Genomic DNA, 21,210 nt, shown 5'->3' with positions numbered 1-21,210 from the left:
CTTCCTGCGCGCATTTTCTGACTCGCAGCGGCATTCCCCGTGCGAGAATTGCATCGCGGCGGGCCGTGCCCCGTCGAACGGGGACGCGCGATCGTCGTCGCGCACCTTTTCCTTGGTGGAGGCTACGTTCTCATGAAGAAACACATCGTGCTCCTCGTCGCGACGGCCTCGGCGGCCCTTGTCGCTTGTCAGATCCAGGCGGGCGGAACGGGCGGCGCGCAGTCGCCCACCCCGGCTGCCCCGGCCGCGCCGGCCGCCCCAGGCGCGGCGACACCCGCCGAGATCCCCGCCCCGACCCCCGTCGCGCCGTCGGCCCGCGTACTCAGCATGCGGACCTCGTTCGGCGCGCTCTCGACCAGGCGCATCTCCGGCCTCGCCAGGCCGGGGGGCACTCCGCCGGCCACTCCGGGCACGCCCGGCACGGTCACGCCGCCCACCACGCCGCCCACGACCCCGCCCGGCGAGCCGCCGGTCATCGTCGGGCCCACGCCGTTCGGCTCCGGTGACCCGAAAGAGGCGAACTTCCTCGGCAGCGTCTACGACATCCCGGCCGACAGCCAGAAGCTCCCCGATCTGGGCACGCTCAAGCCCACGGCCACCCTCTTCGCGAAGGAGCTCAACGTCCCGACCCGCCAGTTCACCGAGGGCTTCCCCGGCGTGGCGAAGCGCACCGAGTGGTTCGCGATCCGCTTCGAGGCGCCCCTCACGGTCGCGACGGAGGGGGACTACGATCTCACCACGCGCTCCGACGACGGCAGCGTCGTGTACGTCGACGACACGAAGATCGTCGACAACGACGGTGTCCACCCGACGCAGGAGAAGTCGGGCCCGGTTCACCTCCGCGTGGGCACGCACTCGCTGCGTATCGACTGGTACCAGGGGCCCGGCACCGAAATGGCGCTCGAGTTCTACTGCAACAAGATGGGCGGGGCGAAGGCGATCTGCACCGGCAAGCTTTAGATCTCCGCCCTCGCGCGGCGTAACGCGCGCCGAGGCGCGCGAGGCGAGAGGTGGGTCGCGAGGCGGCTCACCTCTTCACCTTTTTGTCGCGTCACCTGCCGTGAATGGAAGGGGGCTTCAGGTAGCGCGGCGCGAGGCTCGCATCCCCCCGCCCTGCGAGCGCGAGGCGGCCCACCGACGCGGCGGTCGGGAGGTGCAGCGGCGCGTCGACGAGGAGCGGCGCGCCCGGGAAGTGCTCGCGGAGCGCCTCGGCGGCCTCTCCCACGAACCGAGGGCGCGCGATCGCGTGAGACGCGAGGAGCGCGGCCACCTCACCCACGCGCAGACACGTCGGGGGCACGCGGGCGCCCGCGCGGTCTCGCGCCGCGAGGAAGACCTCGCCCGGCACGGACGCCAGCACCCCCACCGTCGCGTCTTCTTCGGACGCCTCGCCCGCCCGCTCGAGGAGCGCCTCGAGCGAGCACACTCCCACCAGCGCCGCGCCCGTCGCGAGCGCGACGCCCATCACGGTCGATACGCCGATGCGGAGCCCGGTGAACGAGCCTGGCCCGACGTCGACGGCCCACACGTGCACGTCGCCCGGGCCAAGGCCGCGCGCCTCGAGGGCCCTCGCGAGCATGGGCAGCAGCGACTCGCCGTGGGCGTTCGAGACGCGGCGGCCCTCCTCGTGGACCAACACACCGTCCTCGAAGACGGCGAGCGAGCCGAGCGCCGTGGCCGTGTCGATCGCGACGAGCCTCCGCACGGCCACTCAGAGCTGGGCGAAGCGACCGCTTCGGAAGGCGGCCTCGAGGAGCTGGTCGACGCGCTGGACGAGCTCGGGGGCGCGCGGGTCGGGCGAGGCGCCGAGCGCCGCCTTGATTTCGTTCAGGGCCTTGAGCTGGCTGAAGAGCTGGACGTCCGAGAGCCCGCCGCCGCCCGTGAGCACCTGCCGCACGCGGTCGATCTCCGCGGCGATCGCCTCGATGCCGATGCCGGCCGACCCCACGCGCCTCGCCTGCGGGTTGTCGCGGTAGTGCGCCTCGAGCGTGGGGGTGACGATCGCCTCGAGGATGGCGGCCTGGTCTTCGTTGTTCCAGGTGTGCTTCAGCACGAAGAAATCGCTCGCGTCCGGCTGCGACCGCCCGTCGAGGAACGCGCTCGCCGCGAAGAGCTTGAGCATCTTCACGACGCGGCGGTCCGACAGCGTGATGCCCTCGGCCCGGATCTGGAACACGAGGCCCTTGTACTGGCTGAAGAACTCCTCAGAGAACTGCATCCGCTGCGCCGAGGCTCGGTGCAGCTCGTAGATCTCCCGCGCCGCCGCGATCGGCTGCACGGGCTGCTCGGTGATGCCCATCACCTCGTTCTGGAGCCCCTTCGTGAGGAGGTCCTGGAAGTGGTAAGCGTCGAGGTTATCGCTTCGAATTCGAAGGAGAAAACGGTCAAAGATGGCCGTCAGCGTCTCGTCGGAGGGCACCTCGTTGGAGGCGCCGAAGCACGAGAGGAGCGGGCAGCGCAGCGAGACGCCGCCGCTCGAGTAGCGACGCTCGTTCAGCAGCGTGAGCAGCGAGTTCAGGATCGCCGAGTTCGACTTGAAGACCTCGTCGAGGAACACGATCTCGGCGGTCGGGAGCATGCCCTCGGTGCGACGCTGGTAGCGCCCCTCGCGAAACGCGGCGATGTCGACCGGGCCGAAGATCTCGTTCGGCTCGGTGAAGCGCGTGAGGAGATACTCGAAGTACTGCGCCTGGATGAGCTTCGCGAACATCCGAATGAGCGCCGACTTCGCGGTGCCCGGAGGCCCGACGAGGACGGCGTGCTCACCCGCGACCACCGCGATGAGCAAGAGCCGAATCACCTCGTCTTTGCCGAGGAACCGCGACTCGAGGGTGCGGGCGAGCTGCTGGAGTCGAACAGGGAGCGCGTGGGGCTGCATCGTCGCCGGCGAGGCTACCACACCCTCCCCGCGGCGCGCGGCGGACCTCGCGCCCGCCGCTCCGCCCGAAGAGGCCCCCAGCGCTAGTGCGCGGGCTTCGCGGGTGCAGACCTGCCGGGTGCCGGCTTGGCAGGCGTGGGCGTCGTGGGCGCGGGCTTGCCGGGCGCGGGCTTCGCGGCGGGCGTCGCGCTCGTCGCTGTCGCAGGCGGGTCCCCGTAGGCGTCTCGCAGAGCGGCCGCGCCGAGGTGCATCGACTCGAGATCGTCCTTCAGCCGCGCGTGATCGCCGACCACGATGACCCTCATCTTGCGCGGCGTGAGGTAGTGCACCGCCACGCGCTTCACGTCGGCCGCGGTCACCTTCGAGAGCCGCGCGACGCGCGTCGCGTACTCGTCCTTGGGCCAGTCGTAGACGACCACGTCGGTGAGCGCGTTGACCACGTCGCGCGCGGTCTCGAAGCGCGCGGGCAGCCCCTGGATGAGCGCGTCTTTCGCGCCGGCGAGCTCGGCCTCGGTCACCTCGGCGGTGCGCATGGCCTCGAGCTCGACGAACACCTCACGCAGCGCGGGGACGGTCTTGTCGGTCACCACCGCCGCGCCGGCGTCGAACGGACCGGCGCCACGGCGCATCGCGAAGCCGGTGCGCGCACCGTACGTGTACGCGTGCTTCTCGCGCAGGTTCAGGTTGATGCGGCTCGAGAACATGCCCCCGAGGATCGCGTTCATCACGGTGAGCGCGTCGCGATCGGCGACGTCGGCCGCGACGCCGACCTGCGTGACCGAGATCTGCGACTGAGCGGCGCCGGGCTTGTCGACCACGACGAGCCGCGTCTCGTCGCTGGCCCCCTTCGGCGCGGCGAGCCTCGGCACGGCTGCGCGCTGGCGCTTGGGTCCTCTCATCGAGCCGAACGCGCGCTCGAGCGACGGGACGAGCGTGTCCTCGGTCACTCCGCCCGCCACGACCAACGTGACAAGGCTCGGGACGAACAGCTCGCGGTGGAGCTGGGAGAGCTCGGCGACGGTGACGGCCTTGATGTCGGCCATACGGCCCGTGAGCGAGTGCCCGTACGGGTGCGCGCGCCCGTACAACGCGGCGGCCTGGGCGTTCCGTGACATGCTCGAGGGGCTGTTCTTCTCCGACTGAACGTTGGCGAGCCTGCGCGCGCGGAGGCGCTCGAGCTCGTCTTTGGGGAAGGTGGGGTTCTGGACCACGTCGGCCATCAGGTCGAGGGCCTTGTCGAGGTGCTCACGAAGGACGTCGACGCCGATCGCCCCGGAGTCCCAGCCGAAGGCCGCGTGGTCGTGCGCGCCGATGGCCTCGAGCTCGTCGGAGATCTTGAGCGCGGATCGGGTCTTCGTTCCCTGCTCGAGCATCGCGCCGAGGAACGACAGCGCTCCCGGCCGCGCGCGCGGGACGTCGCCCTGCCCCGCCTTCACGACGAGCGTGACGCTCACCGTGCCGACCGGATGCGGCGCGAAGAGCACGCGGATCCCGTTCTTCAGCGTGAGCTCGCGCACCTCGGGCGGCGCGAAGGCACGCACAACGTCGCCCTTGGCGGGCGGCTGGGCCCGGAACGGCGCGTCGGGCGTCTCGGCGGGCGCGGCCGGAGGCGCCGCGGGCGCGACCGTGGGAGGGGCGAGTGGCAGCGGCGGCGGCGGGGTCGCCCCGGCGCACGCCGTGGCGATGAGCGCGGCGAGCGCGAGCCGCGGCACACGGGGCAGGCGAGGCAAGCGGGCGCTCACGATGCACCGCCCTTCTGCACGCGGACGACGACCCCGGCGATGGGGGCCCCCTTCTTCGGCGTGACGAGCGTCACCACGCGGCCACGCTCTACGAGGTGGGTCCTCGCGGCGTCGCGCACCGAGTCGGTGCTCGTCGCCTCGTACCGCGCGAGGTCTTTCGCGAAGTAGTCCGCGTCGCCGGTGTACTGGAAATACGTGTTGAGCAGGTTGGCGCGCGCGCCCACGCGCTCCATGCCGAAGATCGCGTCGGCCCGGGTCGAGACCTTCGCGCGGGCGAGCTCCTCGGGGGTCACGCCGCGTGACCGAAGGGTCGCGAGCTCTTCATCAATAATCTTTACCAACTCGGCGGCCGTGTGCCCCGGCTTCGCGGTCGCGACGATCTCGAACGAGCTGGCGAGCTGCATCGACGCCTGGGACGCGAAGACGCCCTGCGCGATCTGGAGGTCGTAGACGAGGCGCTTGTAGAGGCGGCTCGTCTTCCCCGCCGTGAGCGAGCGGGCGGCGATGTCGAGGTCCGCGTCGCCTGGCGCGAAGAACGCCGGGCTCGGCCACGTGACGTACGCGCGGGCCAGCTCCACGTCCGCGTCGACCTCGATGGTGACCTGCTCGGCGAGCTTGACGGGCGCGGGCGCCACGCGAGCGGGCAGCGGGCGCGTCACGATGGGGCCGAAGTACTTCCGCACGAGCGCGAGCGCGCCGGCCTCGCTGAAATCGCCCGCGAGCGCGAGGGTCGCGTTGGATGGCACGTACCATGTCCGAAAGAACGTCCGCACGTCGTCGAGCGACGCCGCGTCGAGGTCCTTCGGCGAGCCGATGGTGAGCAGGTGGTAGGGGTGCCCTGCGGGGAAGATCTCCGCGCGCACGGCCTGGCCCACCAGGCCGTAGGGCGCGTTCTCGTAGTTCTGACGACGCTCGTTCTTCACGACCTCGCGCTGGCTGTCGAACGTCGCCTGGTCGACGTGGTCGAGAAGGAATCCCATGCGGTCGCTCTCGAGCCAGAGCGCGAGCTCGAGGCGGTTCGACGGCACGGTCTCGTAGTAGTTCGTCCGATCGTTGTTGGTCGTGCCGTTGATCCCCGTCCCGCCGACCTCCTCGAGGTGACGGAAGAACGTGTCCTCCGCCACGTGCTTCGACCCCTGGAACATCACGTGCTCGAAGAGGTGCGCGAACCCGTTCTTCCCGGGCGCTTCGTCCTTCGACCCGACGTGATAGGTGACGTTGACGCTCACGGTCGAGACGCGGTGGTCCTCGTGCAGGAGCACGGTGAGGCCGTTGTCGAGCACGACCTTCTTGGCGGCAAGCGCGGGGCTCCGCACAAGCACCGTCGGCGCCTGAGGCCTCTCCGGAGCGATGGAACCAGGGGGCGGGAGCGTGGGCGTAGGCGCGGCGCCGGGGGGTGGAGCGGGTGGCGTAGGCGTTCGCTGAGCGAGCGCGTGCGGCGCGGAGGTGAGGGCCAAGGCGAGGCACCCCTTGAAGAGGGCCCTGGCGATGCGCGAACCGCTCGCCCACCGACGCCGCCGCAGCGACAACCCGCACCCTGGTTCATTCCCGCGAGCAGCGGGCCATCGAGGCGTCTTCATCGCATGACACCTACCGAGTCGAGCGCCCGTTGCCAAGGCCGCCGCCAGCCGTGTGCGCTCGTCCCAGCCCGTGCTAAGGTTCGGTGCTCGGGAGGGGACGAGGAGCAAGGCAGCTTGGCGCGCTCAACCCGGATCTCGATCGTCGAGCAGTCGCTCCAGGACATCATGGAACGCATCCTCGAGCTCCCACGGGGTCCGGCGGCCGTCGAGCTCCACCGGAAGGCTCGGGAGATCGCCCTGTCGGTCGCGGCGTGGCAGCGCGTGGCGCCGTCTCGCGAGGACAGGCAGACCGCCCTCGGCCGCGTGCTCGCCCTCAACATCGAGGTCATCAACGCCAAGAAGGCCGCTGGCCGCTCATGAGCCGGCTCCACCGTCGCGCGCTGCTCCTCGGCGGCGGGGCGCTCCTCGCCGGCTGTCGGCCCACGCGTCCGGCGAGCCACGGCGCCGCGGCACCCCCGCCAGCGCCATCGGCGTGGCGAGGCCCGCTCGTGCAGTCGGGCGACGCGACGTCTTCGTCGGCGGTCGTTTGGGCGAAGGCGACCGGCGAGGACGCCGAGCGCGGCGGGCGGCTGGTGGTGGACGTGACCCGCGTCGACGACCCCGGGTTCGTGCGCGCGCGCCGCGTCATGGGCCCGCGCGCCACCCCGGCGACCGACCTCACCGCGCAGCTCGTCGTCGAAGGACTGCCAGCAGGCGCGCCGCTGCTCTATCGCGCGGGGTTCGTTCGCGCGGGGCTCGGCGAACCGTCGCCGGAGAGCATGACCATGGGCAGGACTCGTACCGCCGCGACCGACGACCGTGAGCTGCGGTTCGTGTGGTCGGGTGACACCGTCGGTCAGGGGTGGGGCATCGACCCGGAGCGGGGGGGGCTCGCCGCCTACGGCGCCATGCGCGCGCTCGCGCCCGACTTCTTCGTTCACGTGGGCGACATGATCTACGCGGACTCGCCGCTCGTCGCGGAGGTGCCCCTCGACGACGGCACGGTGTGGCGAAACCTCGTCACGCCGGCCAAGCAGCGGGTGGCCGAGACCCTCGATGATTTCCGCGGTTGCTTCGCGTACCCGTTCTTGTGCTCCGAGTTCCAACGCTTCGCCCGCGAGGTCCCCCTCTACGCGATCTGGGACGACCACGAGGTCTTCAACGACTGGTGGCCCGGCGCGGTCCGCAGCGACCCCCGCGCGACCGAGCAGCGCGCCGACGTGCTCGCGCGCCACGCCCTCCGTGCAATGCGCGAGTACGTGCCGCTGAGGCCGAGCGCGCGCCTCTACCGGAGCGTGCGATGGGGCGCCGGGGCGGAGCTGTTCCTCCTCGACGGCCGCAGCTACCGGAGCCCGGACGGCGAGAACCTCGAGCCCGAGGGCTCGGCCTTCTGGGGCGAGGAACAGCTCGCCTGGCTCGCGCGGGGTGTCACGACCTCGACGGCCACCTGGAAGATCATCGCCACCGACATGCCGCTCGCCCTCGTCCTTCCCCACTCGGCCGCGACGGAGCACACGCGCGCGACCCAGGAGGGCTTCGGGCAGAGCGACGGGGCGCCTCTCGGCCGTGAGCGAGAGCTCGCCACGCTCCTCTCGTCTTGCCGCGCGGCGGGGGTCCACAACCTCCTGTTCCTCACGGCCGACGTTCACTACGCCGCCGTGCACCGCTTTACGCCGGAGCGAGCAATCTTCAAGGATTTCAATGCCTTTCACGAGTGCGTCGCGGGGCCTCTGCACGCGTCGAGCTTCCCCCCCAAGCGCACCGACGGCACGTTCGGACCCGAGGTGCTCTTCCAGGTCACCGAGCCCGTCGTGTCGGGATCGGGGCCGCACCACGATCGCCAGAGCTTCGGCCTCGTCCGGGTCGCCCCCGGCAGCCACGCGCTGACGGTGGCCCTGCGCTCGGGGCGCGGCGCGCTCCTCCACGAGGTGGCGCTCCAGCCGCGCGGGCCCCGCTGACCGTCCCGCGGGGCGCGCAGCGTCCGCACGCGCACGGCGGAATTTGCTACTGTGAGTGGAGCCCTTGATCCCTGCGCCCGAGACCGTCGCAAGCAAGACCGCCCCCGCGAAACGGGTCGCGGGCGTGCGGCTTCGCGCCATCTCCGGACCCGGCAAGGACCGCGGCCTCTCGCTCACGCGCGCGTCTGCCACGGTCGGGCGCCACACGACCTGCGACCTCGCCCTCCCCGATCCCCGCGTCAGCGGCGTCCATCTGCTGGTGTCGGTCGATGGGGCGGCCATCAGGGTGCGCGACCAGCAGAGCACGAACGGCACGTGGCTCGGCGGCGCGCGCGTGCGCGATCTGGACGTCCCCGTCGGGGCCGAGCTGCTCGTGGGCGACACGGTCCTCTTGGTCGAGGTCGACCAGTCCGCGGCAGCGCCCGAGGAGCCCCGCGACGAGGGGTTCGGCGCGCTCGTCGGCGCGTCGCGCGGGATGCGAGAGCTCTTCGCGCTGTTGGCGAGGATCGCCTCGAAGGACCTCACGATCCTCCTCCTCGGCGAGACGGGCACGGGCAAGGAGGAGGTGGCGCGAGCCGTCCACGCCGCTTCGCCGCGCGCCTCGGGGCCTTTCATGGTCGTCGACTGCACCGCACTCCCCGAGTCGCTCGCCGACGCGCTGCTGTTCGGCTTCGAACGGGGCTCCTTCACGGGCGCGAGCGAGCGTCGCGCGGGCTTCTTCGAGGCCGCCCACGGCGGGACGCTGCTGCTCGACGAGGTAGGCGAGCTCCCTCCCGCGCTCCAGGCGAAGTTCCTCCGCGTCCTGGAGCGACGCGAGGCCGTGCGGGTCGGCAGCCAGACGCCGCTCCCGCTCGACGTACGCGTCATCGCCGCGACGAACCGCGATCTCCGCGTCGAGATCGAGCGAGGACGTTTTCGCGAGGACCTGTACTTTCGCCTCGCGGGCGTGCGCATCACGCTCCCACCCCTGCGCGACCGCCCCGAGGACATCCCGCTCCTGAGTCGCGCCATCCTCGCGCGGAGCGGCAGCGAGGCGATGATCGAGCGCGAGGCCCTCGACTACCTCGCCGAGCAGCCTTGGCCCGGGAACGTCCGTGAGCTCGCCAACGCGCTCCACCGCGGGGCCGCCCTCACGGACGACGGGATCATTCGGCGCGGCGACGTGTCGGGCGAAGGGTTTGGGGCGCGCGCCGACACCGCGCAGCCGAGCCACGTCGTCGGCACCTTCGCCGAGGCGAAGGAGCACACGATCGCTCGCTTCGAGCGCGACTACCTCGCGGTGCTCATGCGGCGCTGCCGCGGAAACCTCTCTCGAGCGGCGCGCGAGGCCGACGTGGCGCGGCATCACCTCCGCGACCTCTTGAAGAAGCGAGGCCTCTACGGGCTGGACCATGGCGATGAGTGAACGGCGCGGCGCGCGCGTGGCCGCGATCGCCATCGCCGCCGTCCTCATGAGCGGCCCCGCGCGCGCGGCAGAGCCAAGCGACGTCGAGGCTCTCCGCGCCGCGTTCACGGCCGCGTACGACGAGGAGTCCCGGGGCAACGTCGGGGCCGCGCTCGCCATGTTCCGCGCGGTTCAGCGCGAGCGCGACACAGCCTCGGTCCGCTACCGCGTCGCCGCCTGCCTGGAGGCCCTCGCGCGACGGCCGGAGGCGCTGACGGCCTACCGCGCGGTCGGCGAGGTCGCCCGCCCCGCCGACGCGGCCGTCGTCGAGAGCGCAAGAGCCCGCGCGTTGGCGCTCGCGTTGGAGCTCTCGGAGCTCTCCGTCGAGATCGACGGGGCCACTTCGAGCGCGCTGGAGCTCCTCATCGACGAGCACCCCGTGCCCGTCACGGACCGCCGCGCGACCGTGACCCTCGAGCCCGGAGCCCACAGCGTCGTGGTGCGCAGAGGGAGCGACGCGCCAGCGCCGATCCACGTGACGCTCGCCGCCGGCAAACCCACGGTCGTGGTCATCGGGCTGCGTGGCGAGCGCGTCGATCGACCCGCCCCCCGGGGGCCCGCCCAGGCCCCGCCGCGCACCGTCGGCGCGAGGGACCTCACCCCGGGTGCGCTCGTCGTCGGAGCGGGGGCGGCGCTGGTCGCCGGCTGCGCCGTCGCGCTGGCGGTCCGCGAGTCCGCCATCTCCAGCGTCCAGGAGACGTGCCCAGGCGGCGTGTGCCCGCGGCAGAGCGCCGACGCCGTGGAGGCGGCCGCCGGCCGCGCGCGCGCGATGCTGCCACTCGCCATCGCCACCGGCGCGGCGGGGGTGCTTGGGCTCGGCGCCGGGACGTGGCTGCTCCTGCGACCGAGCGCCGATCACGCGGGCCGCGCCACGGGCCTCTCGGCGAGCATTGGAGGCACTTTCTGATGCCGCGCCGCCCGCTCCAGGCCGCTACGGCGCTCTCGCTCCTCGCGACCGCGGTCGCGTGCCGCGCCATCCCCGACTACCGGTTCGAGGACGACCTCGACGGCGCCGCCGACACGAGCGTCGCACGCGACGCCGCGCCGAGCGACGCCGCGCCGAGCGACGCCGCGCCGAGCGACGCCGCGCCGAGCGACGCCGACGCACACCTTGGGCCAACCGCCGACGCCGCTCCGGACGCACCGGGCTCGGGGTGCCCCGGGACTCCGCCGCCCTACGCGACCGCCTGCTGCGGCCCGGTCCCGTGCGCGGGCGACTGCCCGGCGGCCTGCGCGGAGTGCGCCGCGCGGTGCGGTGCAAGCGAGGCGTGCTGCGCGAAGCGCAGCAACGTGCAGTGCAAGCGCCAGGACGGCTTCGTGTGCAACTAGCGCGCGTTTCCGTCGAGCGCCGGGGTGCGCGCTGGGGTCGCCCAAGCGCGCGTGACTGTTGCTATTTCGGCAGGCTCGCGTCGCGCCTTCGTTGGCGAATCGGGCGGCGACCGATACTCTGACTGGGTGGCGTCGCAACCCGAGCGCTTTGGTCACTACGCGGTCGAGCGCCTGATCGGCCGCGGAGGGATGGCGCTCGTGTACGCGGCGCGGAACGAGCGTACGGGCGCCGAGGTCGCGCTCAAGGTCGTCGTGCCGCCGAAGGAGGGCGACGACGGCGCGGACGCCACGATCGCCCGCTTCAAGCACGAAGCGGACATCTCGGGGCGCCTGGTTCACGCGAACATCGTACGTGTCTACGACTTCCTGACGACCGAGGCGGGAGAGGCCGTGCTCGTGATGGAGCGACTGCGCGGCGAGAGCCTCGCCGCTGTCCTCGCGCGCCGAGGTAAGCTCAGCGTGGGCGAAACCCTCGCCGTCCTCCTCCCGATCCTCCGCGCGCTCGCGCACACCCACGCCCAGGGCGTCATCCACCGCGACGTCAAGGCGAGCAACGTCTTCCTCTCCGTCGACAGCGCGGGCGTGGTCACGCCGAAGCTCCTCGACTTCGGCATCGCGAAGCGGCCCGGGTCCAGCCCGAGCTTCACGGCGCGCGACGAGGTGCTCGGGACGCCGAGCGCGATGTCGCCCGAGCAGATCCGCGGGGGCGTCGAGCTCGACGCCCGCAGCGACCTGTTCTCGTGCGCCGCGATGACCATCGAGCTGCTCACGGGCCGCGGCCCGTTCCAGGCGTCGTCCGCGGCGGCGAGCCTCGTGGCCGTGCTGGAGCGCGAGGTGGACCCGTCGCCCGACATCCCTCCACGCATGTTCGTCGAGCTCGAGCGGGCCCTACGCAAGGCCCCCCTGGAGCGCCACGCGTCGACCACCGAGCTCGAGCTCGCACTGCGCGAGGCCTGTCCCGACAGCGCGACCGAAGCGGCCCTTGGCGTGAGCCTCGCGAGCGTCACCGTCGACGAGGGCACGCCGACGTGCCCATCGGAGCCGGGCTCCGGCAGCGTGGCACGCCAGAGCCTCCGAAGACCGGGCTCGCGGCTCACCCGCGCCCGGGCGGGGACCTTCTTCGCCCTCGGCGTGGTCGTCGCGCTCATCGTGGGCGCAGTCTTCGTGCTTGCACGCGGCGACCGCCGGACCGCCGGCGCGGCGCCACAGCCGAGCGCGACGGCAAGCTCCGCAGAGCCGGCGAGCGCGCCACCGCCGCCACCGCCACCACCGGGTGAGGCGGCGAGCGTCGCCACGGCAGTGATCGCCGCAGCGACCACCACGCGACCGCCGGCGGCCGCGCCACAGACCACCAAGCCGCGGGCGGCCACGAAGGGCGGCCCGGCGACCGCCAAGCCCGTCGCCACGCGGCCCGACTTCTAGGAGAGGGTCGGGCGTAGCCGCCCTGCCGTCGTTCCGCGGCCGTGGGCCGAGGGGGTCGGTACGGGTGCCGCGAGCGCAGCGCTTTTCTTTTGTCGGGCCCCTGCGTCCGCATCGTTCGTTCGCGTCCCGGCTGTCCGCAAGACAACGGCGGCCATGTTGTCCGGGCTGCTCGGCGCGGTCCCGGTGCGAGCGCTAACGCGGCGGCGCCGGTGGCTGATCGTCCCGCTGCACACACGAGGACAGATCGAACAGCATGAACAGCAACGCCTTTTGCTGCGGCGTCAGCTCTCCCCCGGAGCAGCCGGTCGGGAATGGCTGGCCTGCGGTGCTGCCCGCGCCTACGTGGAGGTTGCTGAAGACCACGCGACCACACACGTCCGCGTCGGCGGCGCCTAGGGGCGTGTTGAACGACATGTACTGCACGGCCTCGGTGTTCCCCGAACGCGGGTTCGTCACCCGGATCCAGCTGAGGGCGCCCGCGCCGAGGGTCTCGACGTTGTGCCTCGCCTCCTGGATGGGCAGCCCACCCGCCGCGCTCAGCGAGCCGGTGTTCTGGAGCCAGGCCTTCATCGCCGCGCCCTTCGGGAAGCTCGTCTCCACGGTAGCCTCGATCGTCTCGAGCTTCCCCGCCGGATCGGGGCGCATGTCGGTCCACGCGGCCACCCCCTGCACCGCGGGCACCGGCGAGGCCGAGAAGAAGTAGTTGTGGTAGTGCGACGCGAACACGCGGCCCCCATTCTTCGCGTACTCGTAGAGCGCGGCGCGCGCGGTCTCGGGCTTCGAGGGAGCGTTCTCGTCGCCCTCGCACGCGAGCAACACCACGTCGTAGCGACCGAGCGACGCGGCGTCGCGCCACAGCCCGTTGCTCGCGGTGAGCGCCGTGCCCCCGGCCATGGTCGTCGGCGCGGGAACGGGCGTGCCGTTGTCCGAGTAACCTCCGCCGGAGAAGAGATGCACGCGCGCCGGGCTGCCCTCGGGGCCGAACTCGGTGTCGTCGAGCCCGATCTTGCGGAGCAAACACTCGAGCGCGTCGGCGCCGCCGGTCGAGAGCGCGATGCGAGGGATATGGCCCTCCACGCGGTTCTTGGGCAGGCGCGTGAGGCCGGCGTCGAGCGGTGTGTCGACGCAGGCCGCGACGGCGGGGACGACGACCTTGCGGCGCCACTTGCCGATCTGCACCACGAGCGGGATGTCCTTGCCGACCGGCACGTCCTCGAGCCGAAAGCGCCCCGCCGAGTCGGTCGCGGCGACCGCGATCGGCCGCCCGCTGAGCTGGCCGTCGCAGCGATCGCAGGACGCGCCCTCCTTGATGGGGTTCGGTTCGCTGTTCGGCACATATACGAACGCGTTGTAGAGCGGCACCTTCCCGGAGGGATCGAGCACGGTGCCGCTCAGGCTGGTGGTGGTGCCAGCCTCGCAGACGGCCCGCTGGCACTCGAGCCCCACGCAGTTCCCCGCCTCGGGGTTGCCGCACGCGAGGCCGACGCACGCGCCGTCGCCGGGGGCGTCAGGCCCCCCGTCGCCGCCCGCCGGAATCAGGGCGCTGTCGGGGTACTCGGAGATCGCGGTGGTCGTCCCGCAGCCCGCCCACACGCCGCCCAGACCGAGCGACGCGAGGGTGACGACGAGGGTTCGGAAGTGGGCGGCCTTCATGGTGGGGCGCTTCATGGCGTACGGCACCGGCCGCTCGTGCACGGGACGCCGTCGCAGCAGTCTGCCGTCGCGGCACACACCTGCCCGTAGAGAGCGCATCCCGGCGGAGGAGTACCGCCGTCGGCGCCGCCGCCGTCCGCGGGCACACCGGAGTCAGGCGTCGGACCGACGCCGCCATCGGGCAGGACGACCCCGCCGCAGGCGCCGGACGACGAGCCAGGCGCGAACACACACGGGGTGCCCGGGCAGCAGTCGGCGTGGGTCGTGCACGCCCCCGCGACGGGGACGCAGCTCCCGGGATCGCCACAGACGAAGCCACCGGCGGGGCTCGGAGTGCAGGGGTTGCCGCAGCAGTCGGCGCTCGAGCTGCAAGCCGTCCCGGCGGGAGGCGGCGCCGCCGTGCAGTCGATCGGGGCGATGAGACAGCGCGGGACGCCGAGGGCGTCCTGCTGGCAGCGCAGCGGGTTCTGCTGCACCGTGCCGGAGCAGCAGCGGTCCGTGGCGTTGCACGACGTCGTCGCCAGCTTGCAGATGGAGCCCGCCGGGCTGCACCGCTTGCCGTTGTCACATTTGCCGACCGGATCCGAGGGGTTGCGCCGCGCGCAGGTGACCTCGGCGAGCGTGCCGTCGGGCAGCGTGCCCGACCCGCAACAGTCCCCGTCGCCCACGCAGATCTCGCCGGTGGGGCGGCAGCCGCTCGCGGGCTGGCAGATCGAGCGGCCCGAGGGGGCGTAGACAGCGCACTTTCGACTGCAGCACGACCCGCCGCACGTGGTCGAGGCCTCGAAACAGAGCGTGCCGGCCGGCGAGCAGTTGGGGCTGCCAGGGACCGACGGGACGGCACCACACACACCGAGCGTTGCGCCCGCCGCGATCGTGCACGTGCCCGTGCAGCAGTCCGTGTCGCGCGCGCACGCGTCGCCCACCTGGGTGCAGAAGGAGGGACGCGCCGAGCAGACGCCGCCGTTGCAGAAGGCCGAACAACACTCGCCGTCGGCCCCGCAGGGGTTGCCCGCGGTCTTGCAGGTGGGGTTCAGCGGCTCGCACTTCCCGCCGCCGAGGGGGTCGGGCTGGCAGTTCGCGCCGCAGCAGTCGCCGCTGGTCGCGCAGGACAGGCCGTCGGCCACGCAGGGCCGCGCATCGCAGGCTCCGCCGTTGCAGGCCGACGTGCAGCACTCGATCCCGGTGGCGCACGCCTCGCCAGGCGCTTTGCAGGCCGCGACGGGCGGCACACAAAGCCGCGTGGTCGCGTCGCAGTTCGCCGTGCAGCAGTCGACGCTCGTCGCACACGCGCCGCCGGTCGGGGTGCACACCGCCGAGTCGACCCGCGACCCGTCCACGATGGTCGCGTCGCGCGATCCGTCCAGTGAGCCGTCGACGCGGGCGTCGCCTCCGCCGCCGTCGACCGCGCCGTCCGCTCCTCCCTCGCCGCCGCCGGTGGCGTCCAGTGCGCCGTCGAGCGGAGGCGACACGCCGTCGGCCGAAGCGTCATCATCGATGACGATCCCCTCCTGGCTCCCGCACCCTGCGAAGAGGCCTCCGGCGGCCGCTGCAACGGCAACGAGGACGAACACGGTGGCGGAGGGTCGTTTCAAGAGGCACCTCGAGTGGCGCGGACGTCGCGCCCTCCTACGGATGCACGATCCACGCCGACGACGTGCTTCCCGCGAGGGAGGCAACCGCCGGGGTTCCTCCCCGCGGCGGCTCCATCCAATGGTCTCTCGACCGACCACATCGGTCGCGCCAGCGACCAGATGGCACACACTCACCTACCTGAGGGCCGCTCCGCCGGAGGCGTTCCCACGCCCGTGAATCCAGACTACGACCAGGCGATGGTCGACGCTCCGGTGCTCCTCGGTCTCCCGCTCACCCTCGACGCTCTCGAAGACGTGGCGGCGCGACTGCGTCCGGTCGAAGTGTGCCCCACGGCGCGACGCAAGGTCATGGCCTCTCGCCAAGCGATCGACGCGATCGTGGCGGCGGGCGACGCCGCGAGGAACGTGTACGGCGTGAACACCGGCTTCGGGGCGCTGGCCGAGACGCGCATTTCGGCCGCCGACATCCGCGCCTTGCAGCGAAACCTGGTGCGGTCGCACGCGACGGGAATTGGCGAAGACCTCGGCGTGGCCGAGGTGCGAGGGATCATGTTGCTCCGCGCCCAGGTGCTCGCGCTCGGACACTCGGGCGTCCGCGCGGAGGTGCTCGACACCCTCGTCGCGATGCTGAACGGCCGGGTCCACCCGCGCATCCCGTCGCAGGGCTCGGTCGGCGCCTCCGGCGATCTGGCCCCGCTCGCCCACCTCGCGCTCGTGCTCATCGGCGAGGGCGAGGCGCGCGTGGGTGAAGGCCCGGTCGAGGACGGGCGCGCGGCCATGAAGCGCGCGGGGGTCGAGCCCATCGTGCTCGAGGCCAAGGAGGGGCTCGCGCTCATCAACGGCACGCAATACATGGCGTCGCTTGGCACGCTGCGCCTGCTGGAGGCCGAGCGCCTCGCCACGGCAGCGGACGTCGCGGGCGCCATCAGCCTCGAGGCGCTGAAGGGCTCCACCAAACCCTTCGACCCGCGCCTCCACGCCGCGAGGCCCCACCCCGGCCAGGAGGTGGTCGCGGCGAACCTGCGCGCCCTCCTCGCAGACAGCAGCATCGCGGAGAGCCACCGCGACTGCGCGAAGGTGCAGGACGCCTACTCGCTCCGCTGCATGCCTCAAGTGCATGGCGCCACGCGCGACGCCTTGGCGTGGGTCCGCGGGGTGCTCGAGCGCGAGGTCAACAGCGTGACCGACAACCCCAGCGTGTTCACCGACAGCGGGGAGACCGAGATCCTGAGCGGCGGCAACTTCCACGGGCAGCCGCTCGCCCTCGCGCTCGACCTCGCCGCGATGGCGGTGGCTGAGCTCGCCAACATCAGCGAGCGGCGCGTCGAGCAGCTCGTGAACCCCTCGCTCTCGTCGGGCCTCACGCCGTTCCTGGCCGCAGGTTCGGGCCTCCACTCGGGGTTCATGATCGCGCAGGTCGCGAGCGCCTCGCTCGTCAGCGAGAACAAGGTCCTGTGCCACCCCGCGTCGGTCGACAGCATCCCGTCGTCCGCCGGAAAGGAGGACCACGTCAGCATGGGCAGCGTGAGCGCCCGGAAGCTCGGCATGGTCGTGCGGAACACGCGCCACGCGCTGGCGATCGAGGTCATGACCGCCTGCGCGGGCGTCGACCAGCGCGCGCCCGTGACGCCAAGCCGCGGCGTGGCGGCGTCGTTGGCGCTCGTCCGCGAGCGCGTGGCGCCGATGGTCGGTGACCGCCCGCTGTCGAAGGACATCGAGGCGGTCGCGAACCTGGTCGGCTCGGGCGGGCTCGCGGCAGCGGCCGCGGCGGTGGTGGGCCACCTCGCCTAACGCCACACCTCGACCGACATCGCCACACGCGCGCTTACCTGGACAAATTGCGCCTGAGTTTCGCGGACTTGCAAGACGTCTCGGCGCGCCGAGGCGTCCGCCGAGCGCCGTGACGCACGCGCAACGATCGGTCAAGTATCTTGAATCACTGCACTTTATTCATGACGCTTCGCAACAAGCGGGTGCAAACATTTACAAGTCGGTGACAACTTCCGCGGGGCGGAGTGGTTTGGTTCTGACCATGCACGTCGCCCTGTGTGTCGCCTACTTCAGCGTCCTGCTCTTGCTCTCGATGTACGGCCTCCACCGGTCGCACCTCGTGTTCACCTGCTTGCGCCTCGCGAAGAAGCTGAATGCCATGAAGGCGGGGGTCCCCCCGCTGGCCGACAACGTCGACCCGGCGTCCCTGCCCACGGTGACCATCCAGCTGCCGCTCTACAACGAGGCCACCGTGGCGGCGCGCCTGCTCGACGCCGTGTCCCAGGTCGAGTACCCGTGGGAGCGCCTCGAGGTGCAGGTCCTCGACGACTCGACCGACGAGACGCGCATGATGGTGCGCGACCACGTGCGGCGGCTCGCCGAGACGGGCCTCGACATCCAGTACATCCACCGCGTGGACCGCACCGGCTACAAGGCCGGCGCCCTGGACGCGGGCCTCGACGTGGCGCGCGGCGAGCTCATCGCCATCTTCGACGCCGACTTCATCCCCCAGCCCGACTTCCTCCGGGCGCTCGTCCCGCAGTTCATGGCCGACCCGACCATCGGCATGGTCCAGGCCCGCTGGGGCCACCTGAACCGCGAGGTCTCCATCCTCACGCGGGTCCAGGCCCTCATGCTCGACGGCCACCACCTCGTCGAGAACCGCGCCCGCGCGGCGGCCGGTTGGCTCTTCAACTTCTCGGGCACGGGCGGCATGTGGCGCCGCGAGGCCATCCGCGACGCGGGAGGCTGGCAGCACGACACCCTCACCGAGGACCTCGATCTCAGCTACCGCGCGCAGATGGCGGGGTGGAAGTTCGCCTACCGCGAGGACGTCGTCACGCCCGCGGAGCTCCCGGAGGACGTCAGCGCGTTCCGCGCGCAGCAGTTCCGCTGGGCGAAGGGCACCGTCCAGACCTCCCGCAAGCTCATGAAGCGCGTGCTCACCGCGAAGGACCTCACGGTCACGCAGCGCATCGAGGCGTTCTTCCACATGACGCCGCACTTCGCGTACCCGCTGATGGTTCTCCTCAGCGTGCTGCTCCTGCCGGCGCTCGTCCTCATGCCCGCGACCAACGCGCGCACCATGCTCCTCATCGACCTGCCGCTCTGCGCGGGCACCACGGGCTCGCTCGCCGCCTTCTACGCGATGGCGATGACCGCGCAGGGACGCACGCGCCGCGAGGCCTTCCGTAACCTGCCCGCCCTGCTCGCGCTCGGCTGCGGCCTCGCCCCGCACCTCAGCAAGGCCGTCCTCGAGGGGCTCCGGTCGATGGCCGGTGAGTTCGTCCGCACACCGAAGGCCGGCGATCTGCTCAAGCCGGGCGCCGCCCCACGCTACCACGCGCGCGCCGACCTCCCGATGACCGAGATCGCGCTGGGCCTCCTCAGCGCCGTCAGCGTGGTCGCGGCCGGCCAGACCGGGCACTGGTTCGCGATGCCCTTCGCGATGCTGTTCGCGTTCGGCTACGGCTACGTCGCGCTGCTCGTCGGCACGGAGCAGGCGGCGCGACGCCGCGCCGCGCTCGAGGCCTACAAGGCCGGGGCGTCACCCGCGTCGGTCGCAGCCATCGCGAGCGTCCCGCCGCCGGCGGAGGCCGTCGAGGAGCTCGCCGAGGAGCTCGCCGCCTGACCTGTCGCGCGGCCTAATCGGCCTCGCTGCCTAATGTCGCAAGGCGCGCGCATCCCTCGGGTCACAGCCTCCCCAAGGCCGCGGCCGACGGGTCGGCGCGAATGTGCTGGCAACGACTCACAAAATCGGCGACTCTTTCGAGCACTGCGAGCCGTCGCCGCTCCAGCGCGAGCTCACAGTAGTGAGGGGGCATCGGGGAAATGACGAAAGCTGAGATCGTCCAGACACTGTACGCGAAGGTGGGCGGGTTCTCTCGGAAGGAGTCGGCCGACATGGTCGACCTCGTCTTCGAGATGATGAAAGAGACCCTCGGGCGCGGGGAAAAGATAAAGATCAGCGGCTTCGGAAACTTCGTCTTGCGCGACAAGCGCCAGCGGCCGGGTCGCAACCCGCAGACCGGAGACGCGATCAAGATCAGCGAGCGCCGGGTCCTCACCTTCAAGGCCAGCCAGATCCTCAAACTGGCGTTGAACCCCCGCGCCGACGAGGCCGTCGCCAGCGCGGCGCCGCAACAGCACGCCGCCAGCGGCGGCTGAGCTTCCGCTCGCCCTTTCGCCCCATGCGGCCCGCCACGCATCCACGCACCACCCGGCACGCCGCCACCTCGCCACCTCGCCACGTAGAGGGCATCGTCGAGTGAGCACCCCTTGAGCACGAAGCTGCGCCTGGGCGCCACGTCGGGACCTTCGGAGGCCATGCCCTCGAAGCTCTATTTTCGCATCGGCGAGGTCGCGGGCCTCGTCGGGGTGGAACCGCACGTGCTTCGGTACTGGGAGCGCGAGTTTCGGGCGATCCGCCCTACGAAGAGCTCGAAGGGCCAGCGGGTCTACTCCCGGCGCGACGTCGAGAACCTGCTCCGCGTGCGGACCCTGCTCTACGAAGAGGGCTTCACCATCGCCGGCGCGCGGAAGAAGCTGTCGCGCAAGCCCGACGAGGGCGACGCAGCGGCGTCCCCCGAGAGCGCGACGCCCGAGAGCGGCGAGCGCCCCATCGATCGGGCAGCGCGGCAGGAGGACGACCTCGAGGGCCCCGCGATCGACGCCTCACGCCTCGCCGACGACCGCCTACGTGACGCCGACGCCGGCGCGGCAGCCGCAGAGCGCGACGCGCTTTCGGTCGTGAGCGAAGCCGCGGCCGCCGAGCGCCCACCGGACGCCAGCTCCGCGCGCGCCATGCACGCCGTCCGCGCTTCGCTCCACGAGCTGCGCGACGAGCTCGAGCTGCTGCTGGACGAGCTCGGCGGCGCCTGAGCGTGGCGCGGCTCTGCGGGGCTCGCGCGGGTCGCACGGAGCGCGCCGGATGCGCCAGGGCGCGCGCGCTCTGCGTGGCCGCGCTCCTGGCGACCGCGGGCGCCATGACGGCGAGCCGCGACGCCGCCGCCTCCACACCGCCTCGCCTCGTCCTGCCGGGGCTCGCGGCGTTCCCCTCCGGGCCCGCCTCGCCGCGGCCTCCCGATTTGTCGCGCACCTCGCCGCGGGCGACCCTCGTCTCGTTCGAGTCAGGGGGCACCGCCGCGCGAGGCGGCCTCGCCGCGTGCGTCACGGTCGAGGTGAGCGGCTGGGTCGATGAGGCGAAACCGATCGCGCTCGAGCGGCTCGGCGCGATGGGCGCGACGGCGGTCCACCTCGCGCGCGGCGCTCCCCCTCGATGGCACACCGTGGCCCCGCCCGCGACGACACCGCACGTCACGAGGGTCGCGCTCGCCGGGGACGCCGGGGAGAGCGCCAATGGCATGATTTTGCTAACGTTTCTCGAGCCGGAGGGGCGCTCCGCGCTGGCCTGCTGGGCCGCCTGCTACGGCGCCGACACCTGCGACGCCGCCAGCGCCGAGCTGCGCGCGTCCCCAGCGCCGGCGCCGCCACCGACTCTTGGCCTGCGCGCGCTGGTGCTCGCCGTGCACCACCCGCGGGCCGCGGCGGGGTGTGCACTCGCGCTCTGCGCATCGCTCGCGGGGCTCTACGTGCGACGCAGACCGCGCCCTCGCGCCCGCGACTAGGCGCCGGGCCCG

At 72.3% G+C, this 21,210-nt stretch carries 18 protein-coding genes; 12 read left to right on the top strand and 6 right to left on the bottom strand.

Annotation, left to right across the window (positions count from 1 at the left end; genetic code table 11):
* Nucleotides 1-132: 132 nt before the first annotated feature.
* The gene (locus IPQ09_10705; GenBank protein MBL0194673.1) at nt 133-960 is read left to right on the top strand and encodes a hypothetical protein; all 828 of its coding nucleotides are present in this window, start codon (nt 133-135) and stop codon (nt 958-960) included.
* Between the two features lie 91 nt (nt 961-1,051).
* Here the strand turns inward: IPQ09_10705 and tsaB are convergent, their stop codons facing one another.
* The 4 genes from tsaB to IPQ09_10685 form a co-directional block, all read right to left on the bottom strand.
* Nucleotides 1,052-1,705: a tRNA (adenosine(37)-N6)-threonylcarbamoyltransferase complex dimerization subunit type 1 TsaB gene (gene tsaB, locus IPQ09_10700; GenBank protein MBL0194672.1), complete on the bottom strand. Its 654-nt coding sequence runs from the start codon at nt 1,703-1,705 to the stop codon at nt 1,052-1,054.
* 6 nt (nt 1,706-1,711) lie between these two features.
* Nucleotides 1,712-2,878, bottom strand: a complete 1,167-nt coding sequence (locus IPQ09_10695) for an AAA family ATPase (GenBank protein ID MBL0194671.1) — start codon at nt 2,876-2,878, stop codon at nt 1,712-1,714.
* Between the two features lie 83 nt (nt 2,879-2,961).
* Nucleotides 2,962-4,620, bottom strand: a complete 1,659-nt coding sequence (locus IPQ09_10690; protein ID MBL0194670.1) for an insulinase family protein — start codon at nt 4,618-4,620, stop codon at nt 2,962-2,964.
* Nucleotides 4,617-5,903, bottom strand: coding sequence for an insulinase family protein (locus IPQ09_10685; GenBank protein ID MBL0194669.1), 1,287 nt, complete (start codon nt 5,901-5,903; stop codon nt 4,617-4,619). Before IPQ09_10685 ends, IPQ09_10690 begins: the two co-directional genes overlap by 4 nt.
* Nucleotides 5,904-6,314: 411 nt before the next feature.
* Between IPQ09_10685 and IPQ09_10680 the strand changes: the two genes are divergently transcribed.
* From IPQ09_10680 to IPQ09_10655, 6 genes are all read left to right on the top strand, one after another.
* Nucleotides 6,315-6,560, top strand: a complete 246-nt coding sequence (locus IPQ09_10680) for a hypothetical protein (protein MBL0194668.1) — start codon at nt 6,315-6,317, stop codon at nt 6,558-6,560.
* Nucleotides 6,557-8,137 (top strand): alkaline phosphatase D family protein, encoded by a 1,581-nt coding sequence (locus tag IPQ09_10675; GenBank protein ID MBL0194667.1) that lies wholly within the window; start codon nt 6,557-6,559, stop codon nt 8,135-8,137. The genes IPQ09_10680 and IPQ09_10675 overlap by 4 nt, the downstream gene beginning before the upstream one ends.
* 64 nt (nt 8,138-8,201) lie before the next feature.
* Complete coding sequence (locus IPQ09_10670) at nt 8,202-9,542, top strand: sigma 54-interacting transcriptional regulator (GenBank protein ID MBL0194666.1); 1,341 nt, start codon at nt 8,202-8,204, stop codon at nt 9,540-9,542.
* Nucleotides 9,529-10,488, top strand: a complete 960-nt coding sequence (locus IPQ09_10665) for a hypothetical protein (protein ID MBL0194665.1) — start codon at nt 9,529-9,531, stop codon at nt 10,486-10,488. Before IPQ09_10670 ends, IPQ09_10665 begins: the two co-directional genes overlap by 14 nt.
* Complete coding sequence (locus tag IPQ09_10660; protein MBL0194664.1) at nt 10,488-10,910, top strand: hypothetical protein; 423 nt, start codon at nt 10,488-10,490, stop codon at nt 10,908-10,910. The genes IPQ09_10665 and IPQ09_10660 overlap by 1 nt, the downstream gene beginning before the upstream one ends.
* A gap of 126 nt (nt 10,911-11,036) precedes the next feature.
* Complete coding sequence (locus IPQ09_10655) at nt 11,037-12,332, top strand: serine/threonine protein kinase (GenBank protein ID MBL0194663.1); 1,296 nt, start codon at nt 11,037-11,039, stop codon at nt 12,330-12,332.
* 192 nt (nt 12,333-12,524) lie between these two features.
* On the opposite strand, the gene IPQ09_10650 is transcribed toward IPQ09_10655, so the two are convergent.
* Together IPQ09_10650 and IPQ09_10645 are read right to left on the bottom strand one after the other, a co-directional pair.
* A complete protein-coding gene (locus IPQ09_10650) occupies nt 12,525-13,985 on the bottom strand; it encodes a carboxypeptidase regulatory-like domain-containing protein (protein MBL0194662.1) in 1,461 nt (486 codons plus the stop codon).
* Between the two features lie 11 nt (nt 13,986-13,996).
* Complete coding sequence (locus tag IPQ09_10645; protein ID MBL0194661.1) at nt 13,997-15,580, bottom strand: hypothetical protein; 1,584 nt, start codon at nt 15,578-15,580, stop codon at nt 13,997-13,999.
* Between the two features lie 237 nt (nt 15,581-15,817).
* Here IPQ09_10645 and hutH point away from each other — a divergent pair, with 237 nt between their 5' ends.
* From hutH to IPQ09_10620, 5 genes are all read left to right on the top strand, one after another.
* The gene (gene hutH / locus IPQ09_10640; GenBank protein MBL0194660.1) at nt 15,818-17,371 is read left to right on the top strand and encodes a histidine ammonia-lyase; all 1,554 of its coding nucleotides are present in this window, start codon (nt 15,818-15,820) and stop codon (nt 17,369-17,371) included.
* A 241-nt stretch (nt 17,372-17,612) separates the two neighbouring features.
* Entirely contained in the window at nt 17,613-19,202 is a 1,590-nt protein-coding gene (locus tag IPQ09_10635) for a glycosyltransferase (protein MBL0194659.1), read from the top strand.
* 200 nt (nt 19,203-19,402) lie between these two features.
* Nucleotides 19,403-19,738 carry an integration host factor subunit alpha gene (locus tag IPQ09_10630; GenBank protein ID MBL0194658.1) on the top strand — a complete coding sequence of 112 codons (336 nt, stop codon included), beginning with the start codon at nt 19,403-19,405 and terminating at the stop codon, nt 19,736-19,738.
* A gap of 159 nt (nt 19,739-19,897) precedes the next feature.
* A complete protein-coding gene (locus tag IPQ09_10625; protein MBL0194657.1) occupies nt 19,898-20,452 on the top strand; it encodes a MerR family transcriptional regulator in 555 nt (184 codons plus the stop codon).
* Between the two features lie 74 nt (nt 20,453-20,526).
* Nucleotides 20,527-21,198: a hypothetical protein gene (locus tag IPQ09_10620; protein ID MBL0194656.1), complete on the top strand. Its 672-nt coding sequence runs from the start codon at nt 20,527-20,529 to the stop codon at nt 21,196-21,198.
* The last annotated feature ends 12 nt before the right edge of the window (nt 21,199-21,210 follow it).

It is taken from the genome of Myxococcales bacterium, assembly GCA_016720545.1.
Lineage (GTDB): Bacteria > Myxococcota_A > Polyangia > Polyangiales > Polyangiaceae > JAAFHV01.
Note: the sequence above shows the minus strand (reverse complement) of the source record. Positions and strands in the feature narration are given on the sequence as shown.